This window comes from Sneathiella sp., assembly GCF_047631475.1.
In the GTDB taxonomy this organism is placed as follows: Bacteria; Pseudomonadota; Alphaproteobacteria; order Sneathiellales; family Sneathiellaceae; genus Sneathiella.
On sequence record NZ_JBLHZT010000004.1, the window covers coordinates 64,900 to 89,277 of the forward strand.

General features: G+C 50.0%; 22 protein-coding genes. 5 read left to right on the forward strand and 17 right to left on the reverse strand.

What is annotated here, in order from left to right:
• Window positions 1-179 precede the first annotated feature (179 nt).
• Window positions 180-2,360 carry a primosomal protein N' gene (locus tag ACJAYR_RS02650; protein ID WP_415235166.1) on the reverse strand — a complete coding sequence of 727 codons (2,181 nt, stop codon included), beginning with the start codon at window positions 2,358-2,360 and terminating at the stop codon, window positions 180-182.
• 185 nt (window positions 2,361-2,545) lie between these two features.
• On the opposite strand from ACJAYR_RS02650, the gene fsa reads away from it, so the two are divergent.
• From fsa to ACJAYR_RS02665, 3 genes are read left to right on the forward strand one after another with little or no spacing between them, the layout of a single operon-like run.
• Entirely contained in the window at window positions 2,546-3,205 is a 660-nt protein-coding gene (fsa, locus tag ACJAYR_RS02655; protein WP_169544175.1) for a fructose-6-phosphate aldolase, read from the forward strand.
• A gap of 31 nt (window positions 3,206-3,236) precedes the next feature.
• Window positions 3,237-3,959 (forward strand): DUF484 family protein, encoded by a 723-nt coding sequence (locus tag ACJAYR_RS02660; protein WP_415235167.1) that lies wholly within the window; start codon window positions 3,237-3,239, stop codon window positions 3,957-3,959.
• A gap of 5 nt (window positions 3,960-3,964) precedes the next feature.
• Complete coding sequence (locus ACJAYR_RS02665; protein WP_415235168.1) at window positions 3,965-4,891, forward strand: tyrosine recombinase XerC; 927 nt, start codon at window positions 3,965-3,967, stop codon at window positions 4,889-4,891.
• Here ACJAYR_RS02665 and ACJAYR_RS02670 read toward each other — a convergent pair.
• From ACJAYR_RS02670 to mdh, 8 genes are all read right to left on the reverse strand, one after another.
• Complete coding sequence (locus ACJAYR_RS02670) at window positions 4,888-6,072, reverse strand: MFS transporter (protein WP_415235169.1); 1,185 nt, start codon at window positions 6,070-6,072, stop codon at window positions 4,888-4,890. The genes ACJAYR_RS02665 and ACJAYR_RS02670 overlap by 4 nt on opposite strands.
• Window positions 6,073-6,084: 12 nt before the next feature.
• Entirely contained in the window at window positions 6,085-6,693 is a 609-nt protein-coding gene (locus tag ACJAYR_RS02675; RefSeq protein WP_415235170.1) for a glutathione S-transferase N-terminal domain-containing protein, read from the reverse strand.
• Window positions 6,694-6,783: 90 nt separating this feature from the next.
• Window positions 6,784-8,187: a dihydrolipoyl dehydrogenase gene (gene lpdA, locus ACJAYR_RS02680; protein WP_415235171.1), complete on the reverse strand. Its 1,404-nt coding sequence runs from the start codon at window positions 8,185-8,187 to the stop codon at window positions 6,784-6,786.
• A 28-nt stretch (window positions 8,188-8,215) separates the two neighbouring features.
• Window positions 8,216-9,508, reverse strand: a complete 1,293-nt coding sequence (odhB, locus tag ACJAYR_RS02685; protein ID WP_415235172.1) for a 2-oxoglutarate dehydrogenase complex dihydrolipoyllysine-residue succinyltransferase — start codon at window positions 9,506-9,508, stop codon at window positions 8,216-8,218.
• Between the two features lie 12 nt (window positions 9,509-9,520).
• Complete coding sequence (locus tag ACJAYR_RS02690; protein ID WP_415235173.1) at window positions 9,521-12,409, reverse strand: 2-oxoglutarate dehydrogenase E1 component; 2,889 nt, start codon at window positions 12,407-12,409, stop codon at window positions 9,521-9,523.
• A 76-nt stretch (window positions 12,410-12,485) separates the two neighbouring features.
• On the reverse strand, window positions 12,486-13,361 hold the full coding sequence (gene sucD / locus ACJAYR_RS02695) for a succinate--CoA ligase subunit alpha (protein WP_415235174.1): 876 nt from the start codon (window positions 13,359-13,361) through the stop codon (window positions 12,486-12,488).
• A complete protein-coding gene (gene sucC / locus ACJAYR_RS02700; RefSeq protein ID WP_415235175.1) occupies window positions 13,361-14,530 on the reverse strand; it encodes an ADP-forming succinate--CoA ligase subunit beta in 1,170 nt (389 codons plus the stop codon). The genes sucD and sucC overlap by 1 nt, the downstream gene beginning before the upstream one ends.
• Before the next feature lie 121 nt (window positions 14,531-14,651).
• Window positions 14,652-15,614 (reverse strand): malate dehydrogenase, encoded by a 963-nt coding sequence (mdh, locus tag ACJAYR_RS02705; protein WP_169544165.1) that lies wholly within the window; start codon window positions 15,612-15,614, stop codon window positions 14,652-14,654.
• Between the two features lie 300 nt (window positions 15,615-15,914).
• Between mdh and ACJAYR_RS02710 the strand changes: the two genes are divergently transcribed.
• Together ACJAYR_RS02710 and zapE are read left to right on the forward strand one after the other, a co-directional pair.
• Window positions 15,915-16,502 carry a hypothetical protein gene (locus ACJAYR_RS02710; protein WP_415235176.1) on the forward strand — a complete coding sequence of 196 codons (588 nt, stop codon included), beginning with the start codon at window positions 15,915-15,917 and terminating at the stop codon, window positions 16,500-16,502.
• 56 nt (window positions 16,503-16,558) lie between these two features.
• The gene (gene zapE / locus ACJAYR_RS02715) at window positions 16,559-17,680 is read left to right on the forward strand and encodes a cell division protein ZapE (protein WP_415235177.1); all 1,122 of its coding nucleotides are present in this window, start codon (window positions 16,559-16,561) and stop codon (window positions 17,678-17,680) included.
• Between the two features lie 47 nt (window positions 17,681-17,727).
• Here the strand turns inward: zapE and ACJAYR_RS02720 are convergent, their stop codons facing one another.
• From ACJAYR_RS02720 to sdhC, 8 genes are all read right to left on the reverse strand, one after another.
• A complete protein-coding gene (locus tag ACJAYR_RS02720; RefSeq protein WP_415235178.1) occupies window positions 17,728-18,333 on the reverse strand; it encodes an FMN-binding negative transcriptional regulator in 606 nt (201 codons plus the stop codon).
• 98 nt (window positions 18,334-18,431) lie between these two features.
• Window positions 18,432-19,400 carry an MBL fold metallo-hydrolase gene (locus tag ACJAYR_RS02725; RefSeq protein WP_415235179.1) on the reverse strand — a complete coding sequence of 323 codons (969 nt, stop codon included), beginning with the start codon at window positions 19,398-19,400 and terminating at the stop codon, window positions 18,432-18,434.
• 9 nt (window positions 19,401-19,409) lie between these two features.
• Window positions 19,410-19,982, reverse strand: coding sequence for a TetR/AcrR family transcriptional regulator (locus tag ACJAYR_RS02730; RefSeq protein WP_415235180.1), 573 nt, complete (start codon window positions 19,980-19,982; stop codon window positions 19,410-19,412).
• A gap of 76 nt (window positions 19,983-20,058) precedes the next feature.
• Complete coding sequence (locus tag ACJAYR_RS02735; protein ID WP_415235181.1) at window positions 20,059-20,835, reverse strand: YdcF family protein; 777 nt, start codon at window positions 20,833-20,835, stop codon at window positions 20,059-20,061.
• Window positions 20,836-20,936: 101 nt separating this feature from the next.
• Window positions 20,937-21,719, reverse strand: a complete 783-nt coding sequence (locus ACJAYR_RS02740) for a succinate dehydrogenase iron-sulfur subunit (protein ID WP_415235182.1) — start codon at window positions 21,717-21,719, stop codon at window positions 20,937-20,939.
• Between the two features lie 18 nt (window positions 21,720-21,737).
• Window positions 21,738-23,531 (reverse strand): succinate dehydrogenase flavoprotein subunit, encoded by a 1,794-nt coding sequence (sdhA, locus tag ACJAYR_RS02745; RefSeq protein ID WP_415235183.1) that lies wholly within the window; start codon window positions 23,529-23,531, stop codon window positions 21,738-21,740.
• A 5-nt stretch (window positions 23,532-23,536) separates the two neighbouring features.
• Entirely contained in the window at window positions 23,537-23,917 is a 381-nt protein-coding gene (sdhD, locus tag ACJAYR_RS02750) for a succinate dehydrogenase, hydrophobic membrane anchor protein (RefSeq protein ID WP_415235184.1), read from the reverse strand.
• 2 nt (window positions 23,918-23,919) lie between these two features.
• Window positions 23,920-24,309, reverse strand: a complete 390-nt coding sequence (gene sdhC, locus ACJAYR_RS02755; RefSeq protein WP_415235185.1) for a succinate dehydrogenase, cytochrome b556 subunit — start codon at window positions 24,307-24,309, stop codon at window positions 23,920-23,922.
• Window positions 24,310-24,378 lie beyond the last annotated feature (69 nt).

Below are 24,378 nucleotides of genomic sequence, written 5' to 3' on the forward strand. Positions count from 1 at the left end.
CGACGCGAAATGCGTCGAACGAAAATTTGAATGCCCCCACCGATAAGCCACAATAGCGGCCCTTTTCAGCTAGGCAACGGGTTATTAGCACAGTGATTTCTATGAAGCAATATCCCCAAAGGTAGTTTATTCACCAAAATTCACCAAATTTTCACATTTCCGCAGCGCAAAACCGAATATTAGAGAAAATTATAGGGATCAACATCGACTTGCAGCCTTGTGTTTGAAGGAATTTTCTTGCCCTTCAGCCACGCTCGGATGACTGATTGTAAATTTACATCTTTTGCCGTCTTTAACAAAAATCGGTACCGATGGCGCCCTCGTATCATGGACAGCGGTGCCGGGGCCGGGCCCATTATCATGAAATTATCACCATATGGCGCCCCTCGAGAAAGCTCCTTGCAACAGGAAAGCACCGATTCGGCATCTGTACTGGAGAGAATCAGAGATGCAAGCCGTCCGTAAGGGGGCATTAATGCTTCTTCGCGGGCCAGTCGTTCACTTTCCATGAAGGCTGCGGTATCCTGTTTGGCCAACGCTTCAATGACCGGATGCTCCGGCATATGGGACTGCAACAAGACCTTGCCGCGTTGCTCGGCACGGCCCGCACGCCCGGCAACCTGCGACAACAATTGAAATGTGCGCTCCGACGCACGTAGGTCGCCGCCCGCCAAACCCAAATCAGCATCGACTACCCCAACCAATGTAAGGTTAGGGAAGTGATAACCTTTCGCAACAATCTGTGTTCCGATCAAAATATCGATTTCCCCACTGGTCATCGCACGGACAAACTCTGCGGCAGCACTCGGGCTTGTCAGGGTGTCACTGGCAATCATTGCAATTTTGGCATCCGGAAAAAGAAGCCCCGCTTCTTCCGTTAGCCGTTCTATTCCCGGTCCGCAGGCCTTAAAACTACCCGTTTCTTCACAATCGGGACAGGCCTTCGGAGTACCTGTCGAAAATCCGCAATGATGACACTGGAGTTTTCGAAGCAGACGATGCTCTACCAGCCAGGCACTGCAATGCGGACATTGCAATCGGTGGCCACAGGCGTCACATAATGTCAGTGGAGCATATCCACGACGGTTCAGAAACAACATGGCCTGCTGTTTCTTAACAAGCACGTCGTCCACCGCCTTTTGAAGCGGCTCCGATATCCAACGCTGGCTTCCCGGCCGGTGCAGCTTCAGATCAACAATTTCAACATCAGGCAGAACCGCCCCGCCAAAACGAGAGGGTAATTTCACATGGGTGTATTTACCGGAATGCGCATTGACCAACGTCTCTAGCGATGGGGTGGCAGAGGCCAGAATAACCGGAAATTTTCCAAGCGACCCTCTGACAACAGCCATATCCCGGGCGTTATACGGAACGCCTTCATCCTGCTTAAAAGAGGCTTCATGCTCCTCGTCGACAACAACCAGTCCCAGATTTTTAAACGGCAGAAAAAGGGCTGAACGCGCCCCAACAACGACTTTGGCCTTTCCCTCGATAACCGCCCGCCAGTTTTTGCGGCGGGTTCCCTGACCCAGATCCGAGTGCCATTCCACGGGTTTCACGCCAAATCTTTGTTCAAAACGGGATAACCATTGAGAGGAGAGCGCAATTTCCGGGAGCAGCACCAAGGCTTGCCGACCTTGCGACAGGCATTCCGCAATCGCTTCAAAATACACTTCCGTTTTACCGGAACCGGTCACACCATCCAGCAAAGAAACAGAAAATATCTGTTGTGAAACGGGAGCGCAGAGCGTTACTGCCGCTTCCTGCTGCAATTCGGACAAATCAAATCCCCCGGCATTGGGGTCTGGCTCTGGAATAGGCGCATCCGCAGGCAATGCAACGCTCTCAAGAACCTGTTGGCTCTCCAGCCCTTTCAAGACGGAACTGCTTGTCCCGGCAAGCTCTGAAATCTCTGCCGCCGTTCTTGCCACCCCCCCTTCCAGAACCGCCAGAACCCGACTCCTCGCAGCGGTCAGTTTTTCAGGCATTTTTCCTGTATGGCGAAATCCTTTTTTCGGCGCTTTCGGATACAGGGCATCCGGAATGCTCATGCACATGCGCAAAACCCGGCCGGGACGTTGCACCGTGTAATTTGCGACCCAGTCAACAAAACGAAGGCTGGCAGACGGAAGGGCTGGGCATGGCAGGATATTCAGAACGCTCTTCAGCCGGTCCTGCGCGACCGATGGTGTCACATTTTCTTTCCAGACAACACCAACAACCTGTCTGGGGCCAAGCGGCACTTCGACAAATTGCCCCAGATGCAAATCCATTTCCGGTGGGACCCGATAATCATAAAGCGCCCCCGCGCTCATCGGCAGAAGGACTTGTACGCATCTTTCATCCAAAAGGTCTGTCATAAGATTTGATTTGGGCCTGCTCTGGTCAATATCGGTTCATTGATCTAAAGTGATACCAGATAGAAACAGGAACAGACACCCAAAAGGTCGTGCCTGGCGTCAGAAGAATTGTCCAGCGCGGCCAAACCGGCTATAGAAGGCACAGGAATTCTTATTTGGCATTGATTGAGGATGCAGACAACGTCATGAAATTTTTTGTAGATACAGCCGACACTGAAGAAATTCGGGAACTTGCAGACACCGGTCTTTTGGACGGAGTGACAACAAACCCTTCTTTGATTGCCAAAAGCGGCCGCGATTTTTTTGATGTCATTAAAGAAATCTGCGCCATTGTCGATGGCCCTGTTAGCGCAGAGGTCGCCGCAACAGACTATGAAACAATGATCGAAGAAGGCAAGAAACTGGCGGGCATTGCTGAAAATGTCGCCGTAAAAGTACCCCTGACGATGGCTGGCCTTAAAACCTGCTCACAACTTTCAAAAGCAGGCACTCAGGTAAATGTAACGCTGTGTTTTTCTGCAGCACAGGCGATCCTCGCGGCAAAAGCGGGGGCAACCTATATTTCGCCATTTGTTGGTCGTCTTGACGATATTGGCCAGGACGGCATGAACCTGATCGGCGATATCGTCCAGATTTACGGCAACTACCCAAATCTTCATACAGAAGTTCTGGTCGCCTCTATTCGCAACCCGGCCCATATTGTCAATTCTGCGCTGATGGGTGCGGATGTCTGCACAATTCCGCCGCAGGTTCTGAAACAACTGGTGTCTCATCCATTGACTGATAAGGGCCTCGCCGCCTTTTTGTCAGACTGGGAAAAAACCGGGCAAAAAATCATCGGCTAAACGAAAGCTGAAACAGACAAAGGGTAACGGCGTGGCAAAAAGCAAAGAAAGCAAACCATCTGATAAAGGGAGCCTTCCGGATCTCGATGCAGCAGATGTGCGGAACTGGCTTAATCGCCACCCGGAATTCCTGAAAGAGAATGCTGACCTTCTGATGGAGGCCGCCCCGCCTTCCCGCCCCTCTGGTGAAGGGGTTGTTGATATGCAGTCTTTTCTTGTTGAAAGACTGCAATCGGAAGTACGGCGTCTGACAGACACCCAAAACACGTTTGTCGCCGCAGCAAGGATCAACCAGCATACCCAGAAAATGATCCATGCGTCCGTTCAACTCATTTTGTCCGCAACAGGCTTTGCGCATTTTGTCCATATCCTGACACAAGACCTTCCGGAAATTCTGGAAGTAGATGTCATTACGCTTTGTATTGAAGACGGTCCTATCCCACTTCCGGAAATGACAGGATTACAGAGATTAAAAGCGGGAAGCATTGATCGCGCCAACTGGCATATGGGACATATCCTGATGCGTCCTGTTGCAACCAAATCCCGGGCTATCTTCGGACCGGCGATGGATCTCGTTTATTCTGATTCTTTGATCAAACTTGAAGTGCCGTCACTGCATGCCCAAGCAATGTTGGCAATCGGCAGTCGGGAAGAGGGACATTTTCATCCCGATCAAGGTACCGAGCTATTGGCTTTTCTGGCGACCTGCACGCAATCCTGTTTGCAGATGTGGTTGGAAAACACAACACCGTAACGCCCATGACGGACATCCTATCAGATCGGTTGAAAATCTGGAAAAACTGGCTGGCGCACGAGAAGAAAGTCAGTCCGCACACTTTGAATGCCTATGATCGAGATGTTTCTGATTTTCTGGATTTTTTAGGGCCTCATTTGGGGAAAACACCGACTTTCAAGGATCTTGAGACTTTGCGTGCCGCCGATTTTCGCGCGTTTCTCGCCTCTCGTCAGCGAGACGGTTTATCAGCGACATCCTTAAATCGGGTTCTTTCTTCAGTCCGCAGTTTTTTTCGCAAGCAGGAAAAAGACGGCGTTTTGCATAACCCCTATATTAAGATTGTGCGCTCCCCCAAGAAACCAAAAACCCTGCCCAGACCTGTCAGCCCGCAAGCGGCAAAATTACTTCTCAACAGTAGCCGTCACAGCCCGGGAACAGGCCAACGCTGGCTGCAAGACCGGGATACAGCTGTGCTTAGTCTTTTATACGGCTGTGGCCTTCGTATCAATGAGGCGCTTTCCCTCAATTATCAGGACCGCCCTCACGGGGATATCCTGCGGATTTTGGGAAAGGGCAATAAAGAACGGCTTGTCCCTGTTTTGCCCGCAGTCCGTAAAGCAATAGAGATCTATTTAAAGGAATGCCCATTTCGGTTTCAGGAGGATGGCCCCCTGTTCTTTGGCAAGCAGGGCAAGCGGCTCAATGCCCGAACTATTCAGCATCGAGTTCAGGAATTACGGCGCCGTCTGGGTTTACCTGAAACAGCGACGCCCCATGCGTTGCGCCACAGTTTCGCAACCCACCTTCTGAAAAACGGTGGTGACCTTCGCACCATTCAGGAGCTTCTTGGTCACGCCTCCCTCTCCAGCACGCAAGTTTATACGGATTTGGAAATCGACACACTTCTGAAAGTGTATGAACGCACCCATCCCAAATCTTCTGGAACCTAGCGCGACAGCTTCAAAGCGATTGGGGCGAAAACTGCGATTGCTCCCATAGAAAGATAAGCAAATCCCCACGCAACCAGCTCTTCGGGTCCACCGCCCAGATCAAGAACAACCCCTGCAACAACGGGCCCGGCCATGGCCCCGGTGAAACCAAGGAAACTGTGCACTGCCATTGTTGAACCTTTCAGCTCCGGAGGGGAAGTCTCGACCGCTCCTGAAGTGATGGAGGATGAATCAGCCGTGACAAAAAAGCCAAATGCAGCCGCCAGCAATACAACGACGGCAAACGGCAAATCTGCAGAAAAACCCAGAACAAGAGACAAACAGAAGGATATGAACATGATTAGGGCAATCGCTTTTTGCCGGCCAAGCTTCAAGGCAAGCTCATTTCCCGAGACACTGGCAGGAAGGCCCAGAAAGATGATGATTGACGCAATAATACTAATATCCATCCAGGCGGGGGCTTCCGTCCGGGTTTGCGCAAAGGTCAAAAACGCGACGACAAATGACCGCATCGCCATTAATTCCCATGAATGGCAGAAATAGGCCAAAACATAGCCCATAGTCTTCCGGTTCGTAAGGACTGGGGTGAAATTGAAAAGTTGCCGCCAGGGGCGTGGGTGATGATTTGGTTTTGATCCGGTTGCCAACAAGATAATCAGCAATGCACAAGGCGGTCCGGCAATGACCGCATATAATGCAGTTTCCGCTCCCATCCATTTATGTATTTGCCCGACCAGCAAGAAGGAAAGCGCTGAGCCGCTTGAAAAGCAGGCTGTATAGAAAGCAATTGACCGAGAATGGTTTCCCTCCGGCAACCGATCCGTCAAAAGTTTAAGGCCTGGCATGTAAGAGGCGGCCAAAGCGGCCCCGGATAAAAACCGCCACGGCAGGGACGAAAGAAAACCATCAGCAAAAACGGCAAATCCGTATGCACCGGCGATTGCAACCAGATTACCGGCCAGCACGACTTTTCGTGCATCAATCCTGTCCGTCAAAGTCGCCGCAACAAAGCCGACAATAGTAAATCCGCAAAAATAAGCCCCATTGATCCATCCCGCCTGCGTCCCCGAAAGACCCCAGCTTTTAAAGAAAAATGGGGTCAATGCAGGAAAAGCCGCGAAAGAAGTCATCGACAGGACTTCTGCCAAACAGAGTAAAAAAGTCAGTCTGGCAGCAGACATACGTGATGGACCTTACGCTTCGGGTGGCACTGTTTCTTGCAGGGAAGGACGGTTTGAAAAAGTCTCATACCAAGCGGCAAGCTGAGGGCGCCCTTCTCTCCAGTTTTCATGGGAAAATCGGAAATCAAAATATCCAAGGGCACAGGCCACCGCAATGGTTCCGATATTCAAGTCATCCTTGAATGTATCAACCGTTTTTTCCAGGTGATCCAAACCGTTTTCCATCGCAACCCTCAACCGGGCGTTCCAGGTTGGAGAGCCTTCGCCTTCTGGCATCGCGGCGCTATCCATACGCCGCTGGTACGCCGCATCCGTCATGCCGTCCGCCAACGCGTGCAGGGTCATAACGCGCGCGCGCTCAACACCCTTTGCTGGGAATAAATCCACTTTGTCTGAAAGCTCGTTCAGATATTCACAGATAACCACAGAATCAAAAAGGGTGTCATCACTGTCCAAAGTTAGGCTTGGAACCTTGCCTAAAGGGTTGGTAGGATTGATCCCTTTGAAAATGTCAGACACATCTCCGCGATAGGTTTCTATTGTGTCGAATAGGCCCGCCTCCATGGCGGTCACAACGACTTTACGAACAAACGGCGAGGTAGGGCTGTAACAAAGCTTCATAACGGCTCCTGAACGAGTTGGGGGCGAGCAAAAAGAAAGGGCCGGATCCTGAAATCCGGCCCTGCATTTTCAAGAATTTAAACCGAAAGGTCAACTATTCAAAGTACGACCGGCAACCGCAAGCGCGGCTTCTTTCACAGCTTCGTTCAATGTCGGATGGGCATGGCAGGTTCTCGCAATATCTTCAGCAGAAGCACCAAACTCCATCGCCAGAACACATTCATGAATAATGGTGCCTGCATCCGGTCCAATAATATGAACACCCAAAACTTTATCCGTTTTCTTGTCGGCCAGAATTTTTGCAAATCCTTCCGTGAACCCATTGGCCCGTGCCCGGCTATTCGCCATAAAGGGCACCTTGCCAACATTATATTCAATACCTGCGTCCTTAAGCTGTTCTTCGGTCTTACCAACCGTTGCAACTTCTGGCCAAGTATAGATGACACCGGGAATGGTATCATAATTGATATGAGGCTTCTGACCTGCCAGCATTTCAACGCAGACAACGCCTTCGTCTTCTGCTTTATGAGCAAGCATAGGGCCATCGATTACATCACCAATGGCATAAACACCATCAACACTGGATTTAAAAGTTTTATCAACGATAATCCGGCCAGCTTTATCCCGCTCTACACCCAGATCATCCAAGCCCAAACCTTCAGTATAAGGACGACGACCGATTGCAACCAGAACAACCTCAGCCTTCAATTCTTCTGCGTCACCACCTTTTGCAGGCTCCACGGTCAATGTCACGCCCGATTTGGCTTTTTTGGCCCCGGTGACTTTCTTGCCAAGCATGAACTTCATGCCCTGCTTTTTCAGCACCCGTTGCGTTGTTTTCGCAACCTCGTTATCCGTGCCGGGCAAAATTCGGTCAAGGAACTCAACGACCGTGACTTCGGCACCCAAACGGCGCCAAACGGTACCCAGCTCAAGACCGATCACACCACCGCCGATAACGATCATGCTTTTCGGCACTTTTTTAAGTTCAAGGGCCCCTGTGGACGAGACGATTTGTTTTTCGTCGATGTCCACATTTGGCAAAGGTGTCACTTCTGATCCAGTACAAATCAGAATATTTTTTCCCTTGATGACTTTGTTTTCCTCGCCGGTCACTTCAACGCGGCCGCCGCCCTGAAGCTCGCCGGCGCCCTTGATGTAAGTCACCTTGTTCTTCTTGAACAAAAACTCGATGCCTTGCGTCAAGCCTTCAACCGTTGTTTCTTTTTGACCCAGCATCTTGGACAGGTCCAGTTTAACCGAGCCCACGTTAATACCGCGATCAGCAAAATCGTGCTGTGCTTCTTCAAATAGTTCGGAAGATTTCAGCAGGGCTTTCGATGGGATACACCCAACATTCAGGCATGTTCCGCCTAACGCGCCACGTTTTTCAACACAGGCCGTTTTCATGCCCAGTTGTGCCGCGCGAATGGCCGCAGTATATCCGCCCGGGCCGCCACCGACCACAATCAAGTCAAAGCTATCGTCACTCATGATAATCCCCTCTAGGGAAATGTTAGAATTACAGGTCCAGCAACAGGCGTTGTGGGTCTTCCAGCGCGTCTTTCACACGGACAAGGAATGTCACCGCCTCTTTACCATCAATGATCCGATGATCATAAGACAGGGCCAGATACATCATCGGGCGAATTTTAATTTCACCATCGACAACCATCGGCCGCTCCTGAATTTTATGCATCCCCAACACACCTGATTGAGGCGCGTTCAAAATCGGAGAAGACATCAGAGAGCCGTAAACACCACCGTTTGAAATCGTGAAAGTACCGCCTTGCATATCCGCCATGCTCAGTTTGCCGTCGCGAGCCTTCCGGCCCAATTCTGCAATACCTTTTTCAACTTCGGCAAAGCTCATCTGATCGGCATCCCGCAAAACAGGAACCACAAGACCATTTGGCGTGCCGACAGCAACACCCATGTGATAGTAGTTTTTATAGATAATCTGATCGCCATCAATTTCAGCATTCACCGCAGGCAGTTCCTGCAGACCGGCGATACAGGCTTTTGTAAAGAAAGACATGAAACCAAGTTTGACTTCATGCTTTTTCAAAAACAGATCTTTATATTCCGCGCGCAACGCCATCAAATTAGTCAGATCCACTTCGTTATAAGTGGTCAGCATCGCGGCAGTATTCTGCGCTTCTTTAAGTTTCGACGCGATACTCTTACGCAGGCGAGTCATCTTAACGCGCTCTTCACGCGCTTCTTCGCTCCGCGGTCCAGAAGGGGCCGCAGATGCAGGTGCAGGCGCAGCGGCAGGAGCCGCAGACGGAGCAGACGGTGCTGCCGCAGGCGACTTGCCGCCATTTTCAAGCGCTTCTAGCACATCACCTTTGGTAATCCGACCATCTTTGCCGGTCCCACGAATGTCGGACGCATTCAGATTATTTTCGTCGATCAGCTTTTGCGCGGCAGGCAATGTTTCTACCGAGCCAGAAGACGCTGGAGCCGCAGCAGGTTCTGATTTGACTTCAGCTGGCTGCGCTGGCTTTTCAGCTTGTTTAGGTGCCTCTTCCTTTGGCGCTTCTGCCTTGGGCTTGGCAGAGGCATTCCCTGAAGCCCCAGCAACGATCTGACCCAAAAGGGCGCCAACTTCGACATCTTCACCTTCTGCAGCGATGATTTCTTCCAGACGCCCGCTTTCCGTCGCATTGACTTCCAGCGTTACTTTGTCTGTTTCAAGCTCAACGATAGGTTCATCCTTGGCAATTGAATCACCGACTTGCTTGAACCACTGACCCACAGTGGCTTCCGTTACGGATTCCCCAAGAACGGGCACACGAATTTCAACAGTCATGTTCTTACTTTCCTATTCGGATTTGATGCCAAGTGCATCATCTACTAGTGCTGCTTGTTGTTTATTATGCTGCTTCAGCAAACCAGTGGCGGTTGCCGCTGATTCATTCCGCCCTGCATAACGGGCCCGGGACACATTTTTCATGCCAACAGACGCCAGAACTTCTTCAATACGAGGCTCTACAAATGACCAGGCGCCCATATTTTTCGGCTCTTCCTGACACCAAACGATATCCTCGATATGGGTGAACGCTTTCAGTTCATCTGCCAGTGCCTGTTCCGGGAACGGATACAGCTGCTCCAGACGAAGGAAATAAGTATCTTTCAGACCCACTTCATCCCGGCGGGCTTTCAGGTCATAATAAACCTTACCCGAACACAGAACGATGCGTTTGACGTCCTTATCTGCACATAATTTTTCATTATCATACAGAACCCTGTGGAAGGTAGATCCCGGTCCCATTTCCTCTAGTGTGGAAACCGCCATTTTATGGCGCAACAAGGATTTAGGCGTCATAACAACAAGAGGCTTGCGGAACTTGCGATGGATCTGACGGCGCAGCACATGGAAATAGTTGGCTGGTGTCGTACAGTTCACGATTTGCCAGTTATCTTCCGCAGATGATTGCAAATACCGTTCAAGACGGGCCGAGGAATGTTCGGGCCCTTGACCTTCATAACCATGCGGCAGAAGCATAACCAGTCCGCTCATCCGCAGCCATTTTGCTTCACCACTAGAAATAAACTGATCAATGATCACCTGAGCACCATTGGCAAAATCACCAAACTGGGCTTCCCAAAGAACCAGTGTCTTTGGCTCTGCAAGACTATAGCCATATTCGTAACCCAGCACCGCCATTTCAGACAACATACTGTCTATGACTTCATACTGTGCCTGTTCCCCGCTCAAATTATTAAGCGGGACATAACGTTCTTCTGTCATCTGATCAACGATAACGGAATGGCGCTGTGAAAATGTTCCGCGGCCACAATCCTGTCCGGATAGGCGAACCGGGTAATCTTCTTTGAGCAAAGAGCCAAAAGCCAACGCTTCTGCGGTCGCCCAGTCGATATTTTCACCGGTATCGATCATTTTCTTCTTGGCTTTCAGGACCCGTTGCAGGGTTCTGTGCACATTATGATTTTCCGGAATTTCAGTCAGTTTTTTACCGATCTCCCGCAATATATCCAACTCAACAGCGGTTGTACCACGGCGAGCTCCTTGATCGGCTCGCTCAAACCCCTGCCAGCGACCTTCGAACCAGTCCGCTTTATTTGGCTTAAAGCTGTTGGCTGTCTCAAACTGTTTTTCCAGATAGTCTTTAAATTCAGCGATCCATCCTTCAACCTGACTTTCCTGAACAACGCCTTCTTCAATCAGTTTTTTAGCGTAGATCTGCATCGTTGTAGGATGCTGGGAAATTGTCCGATACATCAATGGTTGTGTAAAGGCCGGCTCGTCCCCTTCGTTATGACCATGACGGCGATAACAGAACATGTCGATGACAACATCAATCTGGAACTGCTGACGGAATTCAGTCGCAATTTTTGCCACATGGCAAACGGCCTCAGGATCATCACCATTGACATGGAAAATCGGCGCCTGAACCATTTTACCCACATCAGAAGGATACGGGCTGGACCGTGAATATTTAGGACTTGTGGTAAAGCCGATCTGGTTATTGACCACAAAGTGAATGGTTCCAGATGTGCGGTACCCTTTAAGTTCAGAGAGCCCGAAACATTCAGCAACAACACCCTGCCCGGCAAAAGCAGCGTCACCATGAAGCAGAAGCGGCATCACCTGCTCGCCGACATTATGGCCAATCTGAGATTGCTTCGCCCGTGCTTTACCAAGAACAACAGGATTGACTGCTTCCAGATGAGACGGGTTCGCAGTCAAGGATAGATGCACATTATTGCCGTCGAATTCACGATCAGAAGACGTCCCCAAGTGATACTTCACATCACCAGAACCTTCCACATCTTCTGGATTGGCTGGGTTCCCCTGAAATTCAGAAAACACGGCCCGGAACGGCTTCGCCATCACATTTGTCAGAATATTCAGGCGGCCCCGATGCGGCATACCCAAAACAATTTCTTTAACGCCAAGCTGGCCACCGCGTTTAATAACGCCTTCCATAGCCGGCACCAGCGATTCACCGCCATCCAGACCGAACCGTTTTGTACCGGTATATTTTACGTTCAGAAAATGTTCGAAACCTTCTGTTTCGATCAGTTTGCGCAAAATCGCAACCTTGCCTTCTGACGTGAAAGTAACGTCTTTATGACGTCCTTCAATACGCTCCTGGATCCAGGCTTTCTGATCTGGTTCCTGAATATGCATAAACTCGACACCGATCGATCCGCAATAAGTGCGGGTCACGATCTCAAGTATCTCGCGGATTGTTGACGTTTCCAGCCCTAGAACATTATCCAGAAAGATTTCGCGATCCCAGTCACTTTCATCAAATCCATAGGTTCGGGGATCCAGTTCCGGGTGTTCTTTTGGCGCTTCCAGACCCAAGGGATCCAGGTTGGCTTTCAGATGCCCGCGAACGCGATAGCTTCTGATCAACATGAGGGCGCGAATGGTATCAATCGCTGCCGCTCTGATGTCCTGTTGAGGAAGACCTTTTTTCTCCGCCTTTTCAATGGCGCGATAGGCCGCATCTCCAAGGATGCCGTATTCGTCTTCAGGGGAAATTCCGTTACTTGGGGTCCAGGGGGCGCCGCGATTTTCTGCTACGACAGTTTCTGCGTCATCGCCCAGGGTCTGAAAATACTGCTGCCAGCTGCTGTCAACTGAAGTTGGGTCATTCTGGTAGCGAAGATAAAGATCTTCAATAAATCCGGCATTTGCGCCAGAGAGGAAGGAAGAATTGTCCACTTGTTGTGCCATTTCCGGTCATATGGGTGGGCAATTGCCCACCCCCAAAGTAAAAGTCGAGTTAAAATGAACGAGTAGTATTACTATACTACCCTTTCAAAACTCTTACCAAAGTAGAACCAAGTGCAGAAGGGCTGTCAGAGACAGTAATTCCTGCGCTGCGCATGGCATCCATTTTATCGTCTGCACCGCCTTTACCGCCGGAAATAATAGCACCCGCATGGCCCATGCGACGGCCAGGAGGTGCAGTAACACCCGCGATAAAGCCAACAACAGGCTTCTTGATTTTAGACTGTTTCAGGAAGTCAGCAGCTTCTTCTTCTGCTGAACCGCCGATTTCACCGATCATGATAATGGATTCAGTTTCATCGTCCTGTAGGAACATATCCAGACAATCAATGAAGTTAGTTCCATTAACCGGATCGCCACCGATACCGATACAGGTTGACTGACCGAGACCTGCGGCAGTTGTCTGTGCAACAGCTTCGTAGGTCAGTGTACCTGACCGCGAAACGATACCCACATTACCACGACGGTGAATATGACCCGGCATAATACCGATTTTACATTCATCCGGCGTAATGACGCCCGGGCAGTTTGGACCGATCAAACGAGTGCCGCTATTTTTCAAAGCGCGTTTTACCCGAACCATATCCAGAACAGGGATACCTTCTGTAATACAGACAACCAGTTCGACTTTTGCATCGACAGCTTCCAGAATAGCATCTGCCGCAAACGGAGGCGGCACATAAATCACACTGGCATTGGCACCCGTTGTGTGAACAGCCTCCTCAACAGTATTGAAAATTGGTAGATCAAGATGGCTTTCGCCGCCCTTGCCCGGCGTAACACCACCGACCATTTTGGTTCCGTAAGCAATTGCCTGCTCAGAATGGAAAGTCCCTTGAGAGCCTGTGAAGCCCTGACAAATGACCTTTGTCTCTTTATTGACGAGTACGGCCATTATGCTGCCTCCTTCACTTCTTTAACAATTTTCTCAGCAGCGTCACCCAGATCATCTGCAGAGGTAATCGGCAGACCAGATTCGGCCAGGATTTTCTTTCCAAGGTCGACATTCGTGCCTTCAAGGCGAACAACCAGTGGAACGCTCAGCGCAACTTCTTTCGCCGCAGCAACAACACCCTCTGCAATCACATCACAGCGCATGATACCGCCGAAGATGTTGACCAGAATGCCTTCAACATTTTCGTCTTTCAGAATAATCTTGAACGCTTCGGTTACTTTTTCTTTTGTTGCGCCGCCACCAACGTCAAGGAAGTTGGCCGGATCGCCACCATTGAGCTTGATGATATCCATAGTCGCCATCGCAAGACCCGCACCGTTCACCATGCAACCGATGTTGCCATCAAGCTTGATGTAGTTCAGGTCATACTGGGCAGCTTCAAGTTCTGACGGATCTTCTTCGTCAGGATCGCGCAATTCAGAAATTTCTTTCTGACGGAACAGAGCGTTGTCATCAAAATTCATTTTTGCGTCAAGGGCGATGACCTCGCCGGCACCAGTGACAACCAGTGGATTGATTTCCACAAGGCTGGCGTCAGTGTCCATAATCGCATTATACAGGGCCATAATGAATTTAACGGCTGCGCCAACCTGCTTGCCTTCCAACCCGAGGGAGAAAGCAATCTGACGGGCGTGGAACGCCTGAATGCCAGTTGCAGGATCGATGCTGACCATTTTGATTTTTTCAGGTGTTGCTGCTGCAACTTCCTCAATTTCCATGCCGCCTTCAGTAGACGCCATGAAAGTCACACAATCTTTTGCACGATCAATAATCGCACCCAGGTAAAGTTCGCGCGCAATATCGCAGCCATCTTCAACATAGACACGTTTAACTTCTTTTCCTTCAGGGCCAGTCTGATGGGTCACCAGCTGCATACCAATCATGGATTTTGCTGTTTCAACAACTTCCTCAAGAGATTTGACAACCTTGACACCGCCGCCAAGTCCGCGACCGCCAGCGTGGATCTGAGATTTAACAACCCAGACAGGACCGCCAAGTCCCTGAGCTACTGTTTTTGCTTCTTCAGCTGTGTAAGCAACCCCACCTTTTGGCACGGTCACACCGTATTTTGCTAGAAGGCCTTTGGCCTGATATTCATGAATATTCATATTCTACCGCTATTCGCCTGTTTGGATCAGCACTATGCTGGTCGGATATATGATCGAAATTCGACTATAACACTGAAAAAAAGGGGCACAACCAATTTGGCTGCGCCCCTTTTATTTTCCGTTAGCCGAGGCTTGGGTCGATGCCAATGCAGGCTTCGACAAGTCCTTTCACCGCATCGACTGAATTATCAAACATGGCCTTTTCATCCGCGTTCATTTCAATCTCTACGACACGTTCAATTCCTTCGGCGCCGATGACGGTTGGAACACCGACATACATTCCGTCCAGGCCATATTGACCATCGACATAGGCAGCACAAGGCAGAACGCGTTTTTTGTCTTTCAAGTAGGCTTCCGCCATTGTGATTGCACTGGAAGCTGGCGCATAAAAAGCGGAACCGGTTTTCAACAGGGCAACAACTTCTGCGCCGCCATTCCGTGTCCGGTCAACAATCGCGTCGATTTTTTCCTGCGTTGTCCAACCCATTTTAATCAGATCAGGAACAGGAATACCGGCGACTGTTGAATAACGTGTCAATGGAACCATGGTGTCACCGTGGCCACCCAGAACAAAGGCTGTTACGTCTTCGACTGAAACATTAAATTCTTCAGCAAGGAAAAGACGGAAACGCGCGCTGTCCAAAACGCCGGCCATGCCGACAACTTTGTTATGTGGCAATCCACATTTTTCGCGCAACACCCAAACCATGGCGTCAAGAGGATTGGTAATACAGATAACAAAAGCGTTTGGTGCGTATTTCTTGATACCTTCACCAACCGACTGCATAACCTTGATATTTGTTCCCAGAAGATCATCACGGCTCATGCCAGGCTTGCGGGCAATACCTGCTGTCACGATACAGACGTCAGCACCTTCGATCGCGCTATAGTCATTTGCACCGGTCATTGTTGCATTGAAACGATCAACAGGAGAAGAAGACGCGATGTCCAGGCTTTTGCCTTGAGGCAGACCATCAACGATGTCAAAAAGGACAACATCGCCCAGCTCCTTGAGACCAGCCAAGTGTGCCAAGGTTCCACCAATGTTTCCGCCGCCAATCAGCGCTATTTTTTTGCGAGCCATTCTATTCTCCGGATATGTTGAGAGGGCTCTGTGCGAAGACACAAAGTCCTCTTTAATTAATTCTTGGGTCGGTCTACCCCGTTTCTTAACCAAGAGCAAGGTCACGGAGGAAAATTCTCACATTTTTTTCTTCACAAGAGGATAAAATCACACTCAGACGGGCGTTCAAACAGATGTAGGTTCGGAATTTTATAAGAAAAGACCAACAAGAAGATAAAATTTTAGGGTTACTGGTAAGCTGTTAGTAATACATGCCGGGTATAGTTGGATCTGTAATAGAAAACGACTAACCGGATACACATGAACGCCAAGTCTTCTCGAATCGTCAAAAAAGCTGCTCTTTGCAGCGTGGTCTGCATTTCCCTGACCGGGTGTGCGGAAACGATTATTGCCGGCCTGACGTTAAGCGAATTACTAACCGCCGGCTCTATTGGTTCTGCCCTGATCACGGGTAAAGGACTGGGGGAACATGCCCTTGATCTTGTGACCGGTCAGGATTGCCGTATTCTAGAAGCTGTATTCCGCGAGGATCGAGCGGTTTGCGAACCTAAAGACTCCGTTGCCACCCAAGGGGACTTTAAAGGACTGGTCGCCTTACTCGACACGCCTGCAGGGCAGGATATCCAACTCGCCGAAATTCCATACAAGGAAAATCAGTTCCCAGCAATTAACCCCACAGCCGTTAAAAGCGCCGACAGGGTTCTTGCTGCCCTGACCAGAAAGTCTGTTACGCTCACCGACCGAACGGTCGCTTATAAACCTAAGCCGATGCCCGCATTGACAGCGGCAACGGCGTCTTTTGATTTCAAGCAGCTCAAACACACCAGCATTGCGGACGTGGGGTCCAATGATTTGCGCAAGCGACTGACAAATGGCGGTGTTTTTTAACACCCCTTTGCGGCATTCCTCTTTACATCCTCGCAGAAGCTTGCTTTAACGCCATCATGACTTCACACGGCCCCCTTGAAGCATATCGGGCTTTGCGCGCCGAGAATGCGATCCAGCACGACCCTATCCAGGAATTGGCAGTTGAAAAACTCCAAACCCTGCATCGTCGCCTGCAATCCTACAATCCGATCACCAGCCCACATTGGACTGACGTGTTTCGCCTTGGCGCCCGCAAACCGAGAGTGGAACCCCCGCAGGGCATTTACATGTATGGCGATGTGGGACGGGGTAAGTCAATGTTGATGGATCTATTCTTTGACACCGCTCCGGTCACCCAAAAAAGACGTGTGCATTTTCACGCCTTTATGCTGGAAGTACATGCCTTTATTCATCAGTGGCGAAAAGATCCAAATCGCAAAGGGGACGATCCGATAGAGCCCCTTGCCAAAAAAATAGCAGATGACGCATGGCTCCTTTGCTTTGATGAATTTCAAGTCAGTGACGTTGCCGACGCCATGCTCCTTGGACGGTTGTTCGAACTCCTTTTCTCCCATGGTGTCGTTGTCATTGCGACATCAAACAGGGTGCCCGAAGATCTGTATAAAGATGGCCTGAACCGCGATCTGTTTTTACCTTTTATTGACCTGATCAAAGAAGAACTGGATATCCTGCATTTATCAGGCGGGACCGATTATCGTCTGGACCGGCTATCGAAAAGCCCGGTTTATTTCTCGCCTCTTGGGTCTGAGGCTGACGAAAATCTTGACCGGGTGTTCAACATGTTAACAGAAGGCACGAAACCAGCGCCTCTTACATTAAAAACACAAGGACGGGAGCTCCATGCCCATACGACCGCCCGTGGTGTCGCACGCTTTTCCTTTGAGGAGCTTTGTGCCCGGCCTTTGGGCGCCTCTGACTTCCTGCTTCTTGCGGAAAATTTTCATTCCCTGATCCTCGATAATGTTCCCAAACTAGGGCCCCATAATCGCAATGAGGCAAAGCGGTTCGTTACTTTAGTCGACGTTCTGTATGAAGCTGGCGCAAACCTTGTCCTGTCAGCCGAAGTGGAAGCCGACACTCTCTATGAACAGGGTGATGGGCATTTTGAATTTGCCCGAACCGTGTCCCGTCTTATGGAAATGCGTTCAGAAGACTATCTTAAAGGCGCAATCACCTGATACGCCCGACGATCAGGGAACCATCTCGTTTTATGTTGCAGATACAGTCATGACACAGAGGATCGCTGCCATGCTTCCAGTTCTGTCCCGATCGTCGCATCTGCTAGCGCTTTTCTGTCGGCCTCAGATTTATTCTGCCCCAGCTTGGCCTTCGCCTGCAACTGCGCCACCGGAATATTGAAAGCAACAATTGCGTTCATCATCGCGTTAAGGCGTTTTTCGTCGAACATCCCGACGTCCCACGGGTCGCGGCGATCCCGCTCATTTTCCAGGGTCAGCCCTTCGAGAACAGCTCTTACCCTTTCACGGTCCGTCTCGATGATGGCCTGTCCGCGTGCATGGACCGCCACATAGTTCCAGGTTGGAACATTCAGCTTTGTTTCATAATCCCGGGGGGAGATATACTGATGCGGTCCAGAAAAAATGACGAGTGATGGACGAGTGGCGATGAACCCTGAATGTGGGTTTGCTTTTGCCAGATGTCCGGTAATGGTGCCATATTCGCCAGCATTGGGGTCAAAGCTCACTGGAATATGGCTGGCAAATGGATCTCCCTGATCGTCAACGGTTACAAGGGTGGCAAAACTGGCGTCCGGCAACAAAGAAACAAGGGTCTCTATTGCCGGACTATTGAAATGTTGGGGAACATACATCTTACGGGCTTCCAAATCATGAATAATGACGATCAGATTTAGCAGAAGCCGCGATCATTAACAGTTCCAAAAATCGAAAATGGATAGAGCCACTTTCCTTACCAGTCAGAGAGTTTTTCCACCGACTGGAACGCTGTTGCATCATGCGTTGGAACAATTTTTAAATCGGGATATCGTTTTTTGAGATGATATAGACCAACAACGCTTTCTGTTAAAGCATCCGTATACTGATCTGCAAGATGTTGTCCTAAGGGCGGACGCATCGCAGGTATCTCAACTGCCTTTGCCGACCAGGAAATATCCCCGATAAAGAAATAACGCGTACCATCCCGCAACGTTACGAACATGCCTAGGCTTCCCGCGGTGTGGCCGTTCAGCGGAACCAGAACAATGGAACCATCGCCATACAGATCGTGAGAGCGTTCAAAGTTTTCGTAAGGGACAGGTTCGAACGTGACAAACTTCCAGTTGAGGTCCGTTCGGTTATACTGATCAGGAAAAAAACCGGCGGCCCCAGTACCATGTTCTTTCGCCCAGTTCAGCTCATCCTGTGTGACCTGCAGCTGCGCGTCCGGGATTTCTGAAATAACCCCCGTATGATCCCAGTGTAGATGGGTGAGCAAGACGAAATCGATCTCGTCCATCTTAACCGGCGATTTTTCGATATGCTGCCGTGCTGTTGGCTCTGGAATGAACGAAAAAAGCAGCTTTTGGAAGCCTGAAAAATGCTTTTCGGACTGCTCTGCAACATCCAAACCAATGCCCCCTTCAAACAAAAAAGTCCCTTTCGGATGCTTGACCACCATTCCGGAATACAGGGATTTGTGAGTTTTGGTCAGATCCCCCCCGCTAAAGACAAATGCTTCGGGAGACAAGTTGTGCCCCGTACTAAAATATCCAAGGCGCACCTCTCCCATCTGCTGCGGGTCAATATTGACGGTTGTTTTTGCAAATGTTGGCGCCGGATAGGCTGAAACATCAATTTGTCGTGGCCAGAAATGCCAGGTCAGAAGACAGATGAAGGCAATCAGCACCACTGCCAGTGCGAGCAAAATCTTTTTTACCATTGTTAGTCCTTAATTCGTTGCGCAAAGAGGAAGAAGCAGGTCTTTCGTTTCCTCTAGGGACCGGGTGTTTTTATGCGCCCGGCAGATAATGAGGGACCCTTCGATCGCACTCAGTAGAAGTGTTGCGAAGGCCGGTTTATTAGGATGGGAACATTTCAGCTGAACCAGGGCTTCTTCAATTTCATGGTGCCACCTGTCAAAAACGTCTTTGCAGGCCGCCGTAATCGGATCAGAGCCAGGTGTCATTTCCAATGTGATTGAACTGACCGGGCAACCTTTTTGAAAACCGGTACTGATCAACAAGTGGCAAAAGGCTTCAGTGACAGAAGATATAAAGGCTTCGGTCGTCTCTGCATTTTGCCGCGCCTCATATAGGATCGACTGCACCGTCTGACCGCCCTGCTCAATAGCCGCTAACGCGATCTCTTCTTTCCCGCCGGGAAAATGGAAATACAGCGACCCCTTAGGAATTTTCCCTTGAGCGGTAATTTGATTAATCCCCATCGCGTGATATCCGCTGGTCTGAATAAGATCCGCCGCGACATCAACAATACGGGCTTTTGTTTGCATTCCTTTAGACATGGCACTTTCCAAAATATATAGAATGGTCTATTTATTTTATGGATTGGTTTTTGTCAATACCTGTTCCGGGCGCCTGCTATTTAAGATCGGAAATCGAGAGGGCGCCGTCGAGCCAGTATTTCATAAGGCCCACATATTCTTTAAGCGCCAATTTCCAGAAGTAAAAGCCTTCAAACGAAGGAAGCAGGTCGGTGGGCAGGAAGGCGGCGTGACGGACACCAACGACAACCGGATCCGAAGTAATTTTTTGAGCCCGAAACAAGGCCCGACTTCTTAAAGCATGATGGCCTATTGTAAGAAGAAGAATTTTGGACGCACCAACCTCGCCGCTCATCTTCACCAGATGCGACACATGGTCGGTGGTTGACCTTGCACCCCCCTGATATTTTATCTCAACATCCTGAAACTGCTGCTGTGCGGCTGTTTGGAAATAATGAATATCTGTTGTTTGCCCGTCCCCATTTCGCGCCGTCCCCGACACTAACAAAGGAAGGCCAGATTGACGGGCCAGAGACGCTGCTTTCAGAAAACGGAAATATGATGTTGGGGCAATCGCCTCTGCCCCGATTTGTCGATCTGTTTCGGTCCCGTTGGAAACAACAGCGATGGCCTGTATTTCAGCCGATGCCTTGCCATCTGGTAGTTCAGAATATAAAACGCCGATTTCCAGTGGCCACAACAATGCTTTTCCCGTTACCGGCAAACTCATGAAAATAAAACAGGCCAGCGTGTAGAATAAAAACTTTCTGCGCCCCAGACTAAGCCAGTCAAAAAACGCAAATGGCAGCGCGATCAGAACAAGCCCCGGTAAAGACAAGCCATCCACCAGGAATGTCAAAACATAATCCATCATACTGCCGTCCCCCTCTTTTCCTCATAGTGGAAGACTGCGCAGGAACAGGCAACAAAAAAGGCCGCCAGAGGCGACCTTCCTGTAACGATTGCCCGAGACCACTAACCGCGGCGCTCAACCATCATTTTCTTGATCTCTGCAATGGCTTTTGCAGGGTTCAATCCTTTAGGGCACGTATTCGCGCAGTTCATAATTGTATGACAGCGATACAGACGGAACGGATCTTCCAGATTATCCAGACGCTCGCCGGTAAACTCATCCCGGCTATCCGCTAGCCAGCGATAAGCCTGCAAAAGAATGGCGGGGCCGAGGAACCGATCTGAATTCCACCAGTAACTTGGGCAGGAAGTCGAACAACACGCGCACAGAATACACTCGTAAAGACCATCCAGCTTTTCCCGGTCTTCTTTTGACTGCAAACGCTCCTGATCAGGGGGCGGTGGTGTCTGTGTCTGCATCCACGGTTTAATAGACGCATATTGCGCATAGAAATTGGTCAGATCCGGCACAAGGTCTTTCACCACAGGCTGATGCGGTAGCGGGTAGATATTAATATCACCATCCACCTCATCCATGCCTTTTGTACAGGCCAGCGTATTCGTACCATTGATATTCATGGCACAGGAACCACAAATACCCTCACGGCAAGAGCGCCGGAAAGTTAGCGTCGGGTCAATTTCGTTTTTGATCTTGATCAGACCATCCAAAATCATTGGACCACATTCATCCAGATCGACATGATAGGTATCGATGCGTGGGTTTTCTGTGTCATCTGGTGACCAGCGATACACGTTAAAGGCTTTGGTATTTTTAGCCCCATCCGGTTTCGGATGGGTCTTACCGGTGCCTACGCGTGAATTTTTAGGTAATGTCAATTCAACCATTTTACGTCCCTAATCCTCTTAGTAGACCCGGGCTTTGGGTTTGATATAGTCGATTTCTTCGGTGAGCGTGTAGTCATGAACCGGACGGTAATCCAGTTTCACACCCTCTGCATCGGTATGATAGGTGAGCGTATGCTTCATCCAGTTTTTATCATCCCGATCCGGGAAATCTTCACGAGCATGAGCGCCGCGGCTTTCTTTTCTGTTCTCAGCCGCTGTCATGGAAACCACAGCCTGACGGATCAAGTTATCCAGTTCCAACGTTTCAACAAGGTCGGAATTCCAGACGAGCGAGCGATCTGTTGTCGCAATATCGGCCATCTGTTTTTCAACATCATTGATTTTTGTTACGCCGGCCTTCAAGGTCTCTCCTGTCCGGAAGACAGCACAGTCATCTTGCATTACCCGCTGCATTTTATCGCGGATCTGTGCTGTAGACTGTCCGCCTTTTGCGTTGCGGAATTTATCCAACCGACCCAAAGCCTCATCACAGGCATCGGCCGCTAACGGTGAATGGGCTTCACCAGACTTCACAACATCTTTTGCTCGAAGCGCCGCTGCCCGACCGAAGACTACAAGGTCAATCAGGGAATTTGAACCCAGTCGGTTTGCACCGTGAACAGACACGCACGCAGCCTCGCCCACAGCCATCAGGCCTGGAACAACCGCATCCGGGTTGCCATCCTTCAAATCAACAACTTCACCATGATAATTGGTTGGAATACCACCCATATTATAGTGAACCGTTGGAATAACAGGAATTGGCTCTTTATTCACATCAACACCAGCAAAAATGCGGGCACTTTCAGAAATACCCGGCAGGCGCTCTTCGATCATCGCTTTGTCCAGATGATCCAGATGCAGATAAATATGATCTTTACGTCCGCCAACACCGCGGCCTTCCCGGATTTCCATGGTCATTGACCGCGAAACAACATCCCGGCTGGCCAGATCCTTGGCACTTGGGGCATATCGTTCCATGAAACGTTCGCCCTCACCATTGACAAGGTATCCGCCTTCACCGCGCACACCCTCTGTAATCAGACAACCCGCGCCATAAATACCGGTCGGATGGAATTGTGTGAATTCCATATCCTGCAACGGCAGACCTGCCCGCAGAACCATGCCGCCACCGTCACCTGTGCAGGTGTGTGCTGACGTACAGGAGAAATAGGCACGCCCAAAACCACCAGTTGCCAAGACAACCATATGGGACCGGAAAAGATGCAAGGTTCCGTCCTCAAGGCAAAGGCAAAGAACCCCTTTACAGGCGCCATCTTTGTCCATGATGAGGTCCAGCGCGAAATATTCGATATAAAAATCGGTGTCATATTTCAAAGACTGGCTATACAGCGTATGCAACATGGCGTGACCTGTCCGGTCAGCCGCCGCGCAAGTCCGCTGTGCGGCAGGGCCTTCACCAAACTGGGTTGTCATACCGCCAAAGGCACGCTGGTAGATTTTACCTTCTTCCGTCCGGCTGAACGGCATTCCGAACTGTTCCAGTTCCAGAACGGCCGCCGGGGCCTCACGGCACATATATTCAATAGCATCCTGATCACCCAGCCAGTCAGATCCCTTTACAGTGTCATACATATGCCACTGCCAGTTATCTTCACCCATATTTCCCAAGGAAGCTGAGATACCGCCCTGCGCTGCAACAGTGTGAGACCGGGTCGGGAAAACTTTGGTAATCGCGGCTGTTTTCAGGCCAGCCTGGGCCATGCCCATAGTCGCACGAAGACCGGCGCCACCAGCGCCGACGACGACCACGTCATATTTATGTTCAATAATCGGATAGGCTTCAGACATATACTTTATCCCCCAAACGCCAGCTTTAAAACGGCCAGCGCAGCGGCAAGACCAACAACAGCACAGAAGAAATTGTTCAGCATCAGGCAGACAACTTTTCTGAATTCACCATGGACATAATCTTCAATGACAACCTGCAGGCCAAGCTTCAAATGATAGAAGGTTGCGCCAATAAGAAGGAGAAGAATAATAGAGGTAAATGGCAGACTGAGAATATAACGAACCCGTTCGTAATCAGCACCAACCAAAGAGATAACGTAAGCCAGCGCGATAACAAAGAGTGGGATCAGCGCAACCGCGGTGACCTTCTGATGCCACCAATGAACGGTTCCTTCCTTGGCAGAGCCAAGATGACGGACATTTTTAAGAGGTGTTCTCATACTCATGGTTACCCTCCTATTCCGTAGGCAATGACCCAGGTCAGGACAGTCAAAACAACAGACATCACAATTGCGGCCATGCCCGTTTTCCGCATTGTCGGAAGCTCAAAGCCCTTACCGGCATCCCAGAACAAATGGCGAATGCCATTGCAGAGGTGGTAGAACAGAGCCCAGCTAAAGCCGAACAAAACGAGACGCCCGAACCACGAGGAAATAAATCCGTTTACGGTTTCAAAAGAGTCGGGGCCAGCGGCAGCTGCAATCAGCCACCAGGTCAACAGAAGGGTACCCACGCCTAAGGCGACGCCTGTGATGCGGTGGGTAATGGATGTCACCATCGTGATCTGAGGTTTATAAATCCCCAGATGCGGCGATATCGGTCTTTCTACATTCGCCATGGATATCTCTCTAGCAGGGTATACATTGCAGGAACTAAGGCTTTCTTTTTCGCTCGGATTGTAGACTTG

Coding starts and splice junctions, on each gene's coding strand:
- ACJAYR_RS02690 (WP_415235173.1), bottom strand. CDS start 12,409: ATGGCACAACAAGTGGACAATTCTTCCTTCCTCTCTGGCGCAAATGCC.
- ACJAYR_RS02710 (WP_415235176.1), top strand. CDS start 15,915: ATGAACGCCAAGTCTTCTCGAATCGTCAAAAAAGCTGCTCTTTGCAGC.
- ACJAYR_RS02740 (WP_415235182.1), bottom strand. CDS start 21,719: ATGGTTGAATTGACATTACCTAAAAATTCACGCGTAGGCACCGGTAAG.
- ACJAYR_RS02675 (WP_415235170.1), bottom strand. CDS start 6,693: ATGAAGCTTTGTTACAGCCCTACCTCGCCGTTTGTTCGTAAAGTCGTT.
- sdhD (WP_415235184.1), bottom strand. CDS start 23,917: ATGAGTATGAGAACACCTCTTAAAAATGTCCGTCATCTTGGCTCTGCC.
- fsa (WP_169544175.1), top strand. CDS start 2,546: ATGAAATTTTTTGTAGATACAGCCGACACTGAAGAAATTCGGGAACTT.
- ACJAYR_RS02665 (WP_415235168.1), top strand. CDS start 3,965: ATGACGGACATCCTATCAGATCGGTTGAAAATCTGGAAAAACTGGCTG.
- sdhA (WP_415235183.1), bottom strand. CDS start 23,531: ATGTCTGAAGCCTATCCGATTATTGAACATAAATATGACGTGGTCGTC.
- ACJAYR_RS02730 (WP_415235180.1), bottom strand. CDS start 19,982: ATGTCTAAAGGAATGCAAACAAAAGCCCGTATTGTTGATGTCGCGGCG.
- odhB (WP_415235172.1), bottom strand. CDS start 9,508: ATGACTGTTGAAATTCGTGTGCCCGTTCTTGGGGAATCCGTAACGGAA.
- ACJAYR_RS02720 (WP_415235178.1), bottom strand. CDS start 18,333: ATGTATGTTCCCCAACATTTCAATAGTCCGGCAATAGAGACCCTTGTT.
- ACJAYR_RS02725 (WP_415235179.1), bottom strand. CDS start 19,400: ATGGTAAAAAAGATTTTGCTCGCACTGGCAGTGGTGCTGATTGCCTTC.
- ACJAYR_RS02670 (WP_415235169.1), bottom strand. CDS start 6,072: ATGTCTGCTGCCAGACTGACTTTTTTACTCTGTTTGGCAGAAGTCCTG.
- ACJAYR_RS02735 (WP_415235181.1), bottom strand. CDS start 20,835: ATGATGGATTATGTTTTGACATTCCTGGTGGATGGCTTGTCTTTACCG.
- sucC (WP_415235175.1), bottom strand. CDS start 14,530: ATGAATATTCATGAATATCAGGCCAAAGGCCTTCTAGCAAAATACGGT.
- mdh (WP_169544165.1), bottom strand. CDS start 15,614: ATGGCTCGCAAAAAAATAGCGCTGATTGGCGGCGGAAACATTGGTGGA.
- lpdA (WP_415235171.1), bottom strand. CDS start 8,187: ATGAGTGACGATAGCTTTGACTTGATTGTGGTCGGTGGCGGCCCGGGC.
- sucD (WP_415235174.1), bottom strand. CDS start 13,361: ATGGCCGTACTCGTCAATAAAGAGACAAAGGTCATTTGTCAGGGCTTC.
- sdhC (WP_415235185.1), bottom strand. CDS start 24,309: ATGGCGAATGTAGAAAGACCGATATCGCCGCATCTGGGGATTTATAAA.
- ACJAYR_RS02650 (WP_415235166.1), bottom strand. CDS start 2,360: ATGACAGACCTTTTGGATGAAAGATGCGTACAAGTCCTTCTGCCGATG.
- zapE (WP_415235177.1), top strand. CDS start 16,559: ATGACTTCACACGGCCCCCTTGAAGCATATCGGGCTTTGCGCGCCGAG.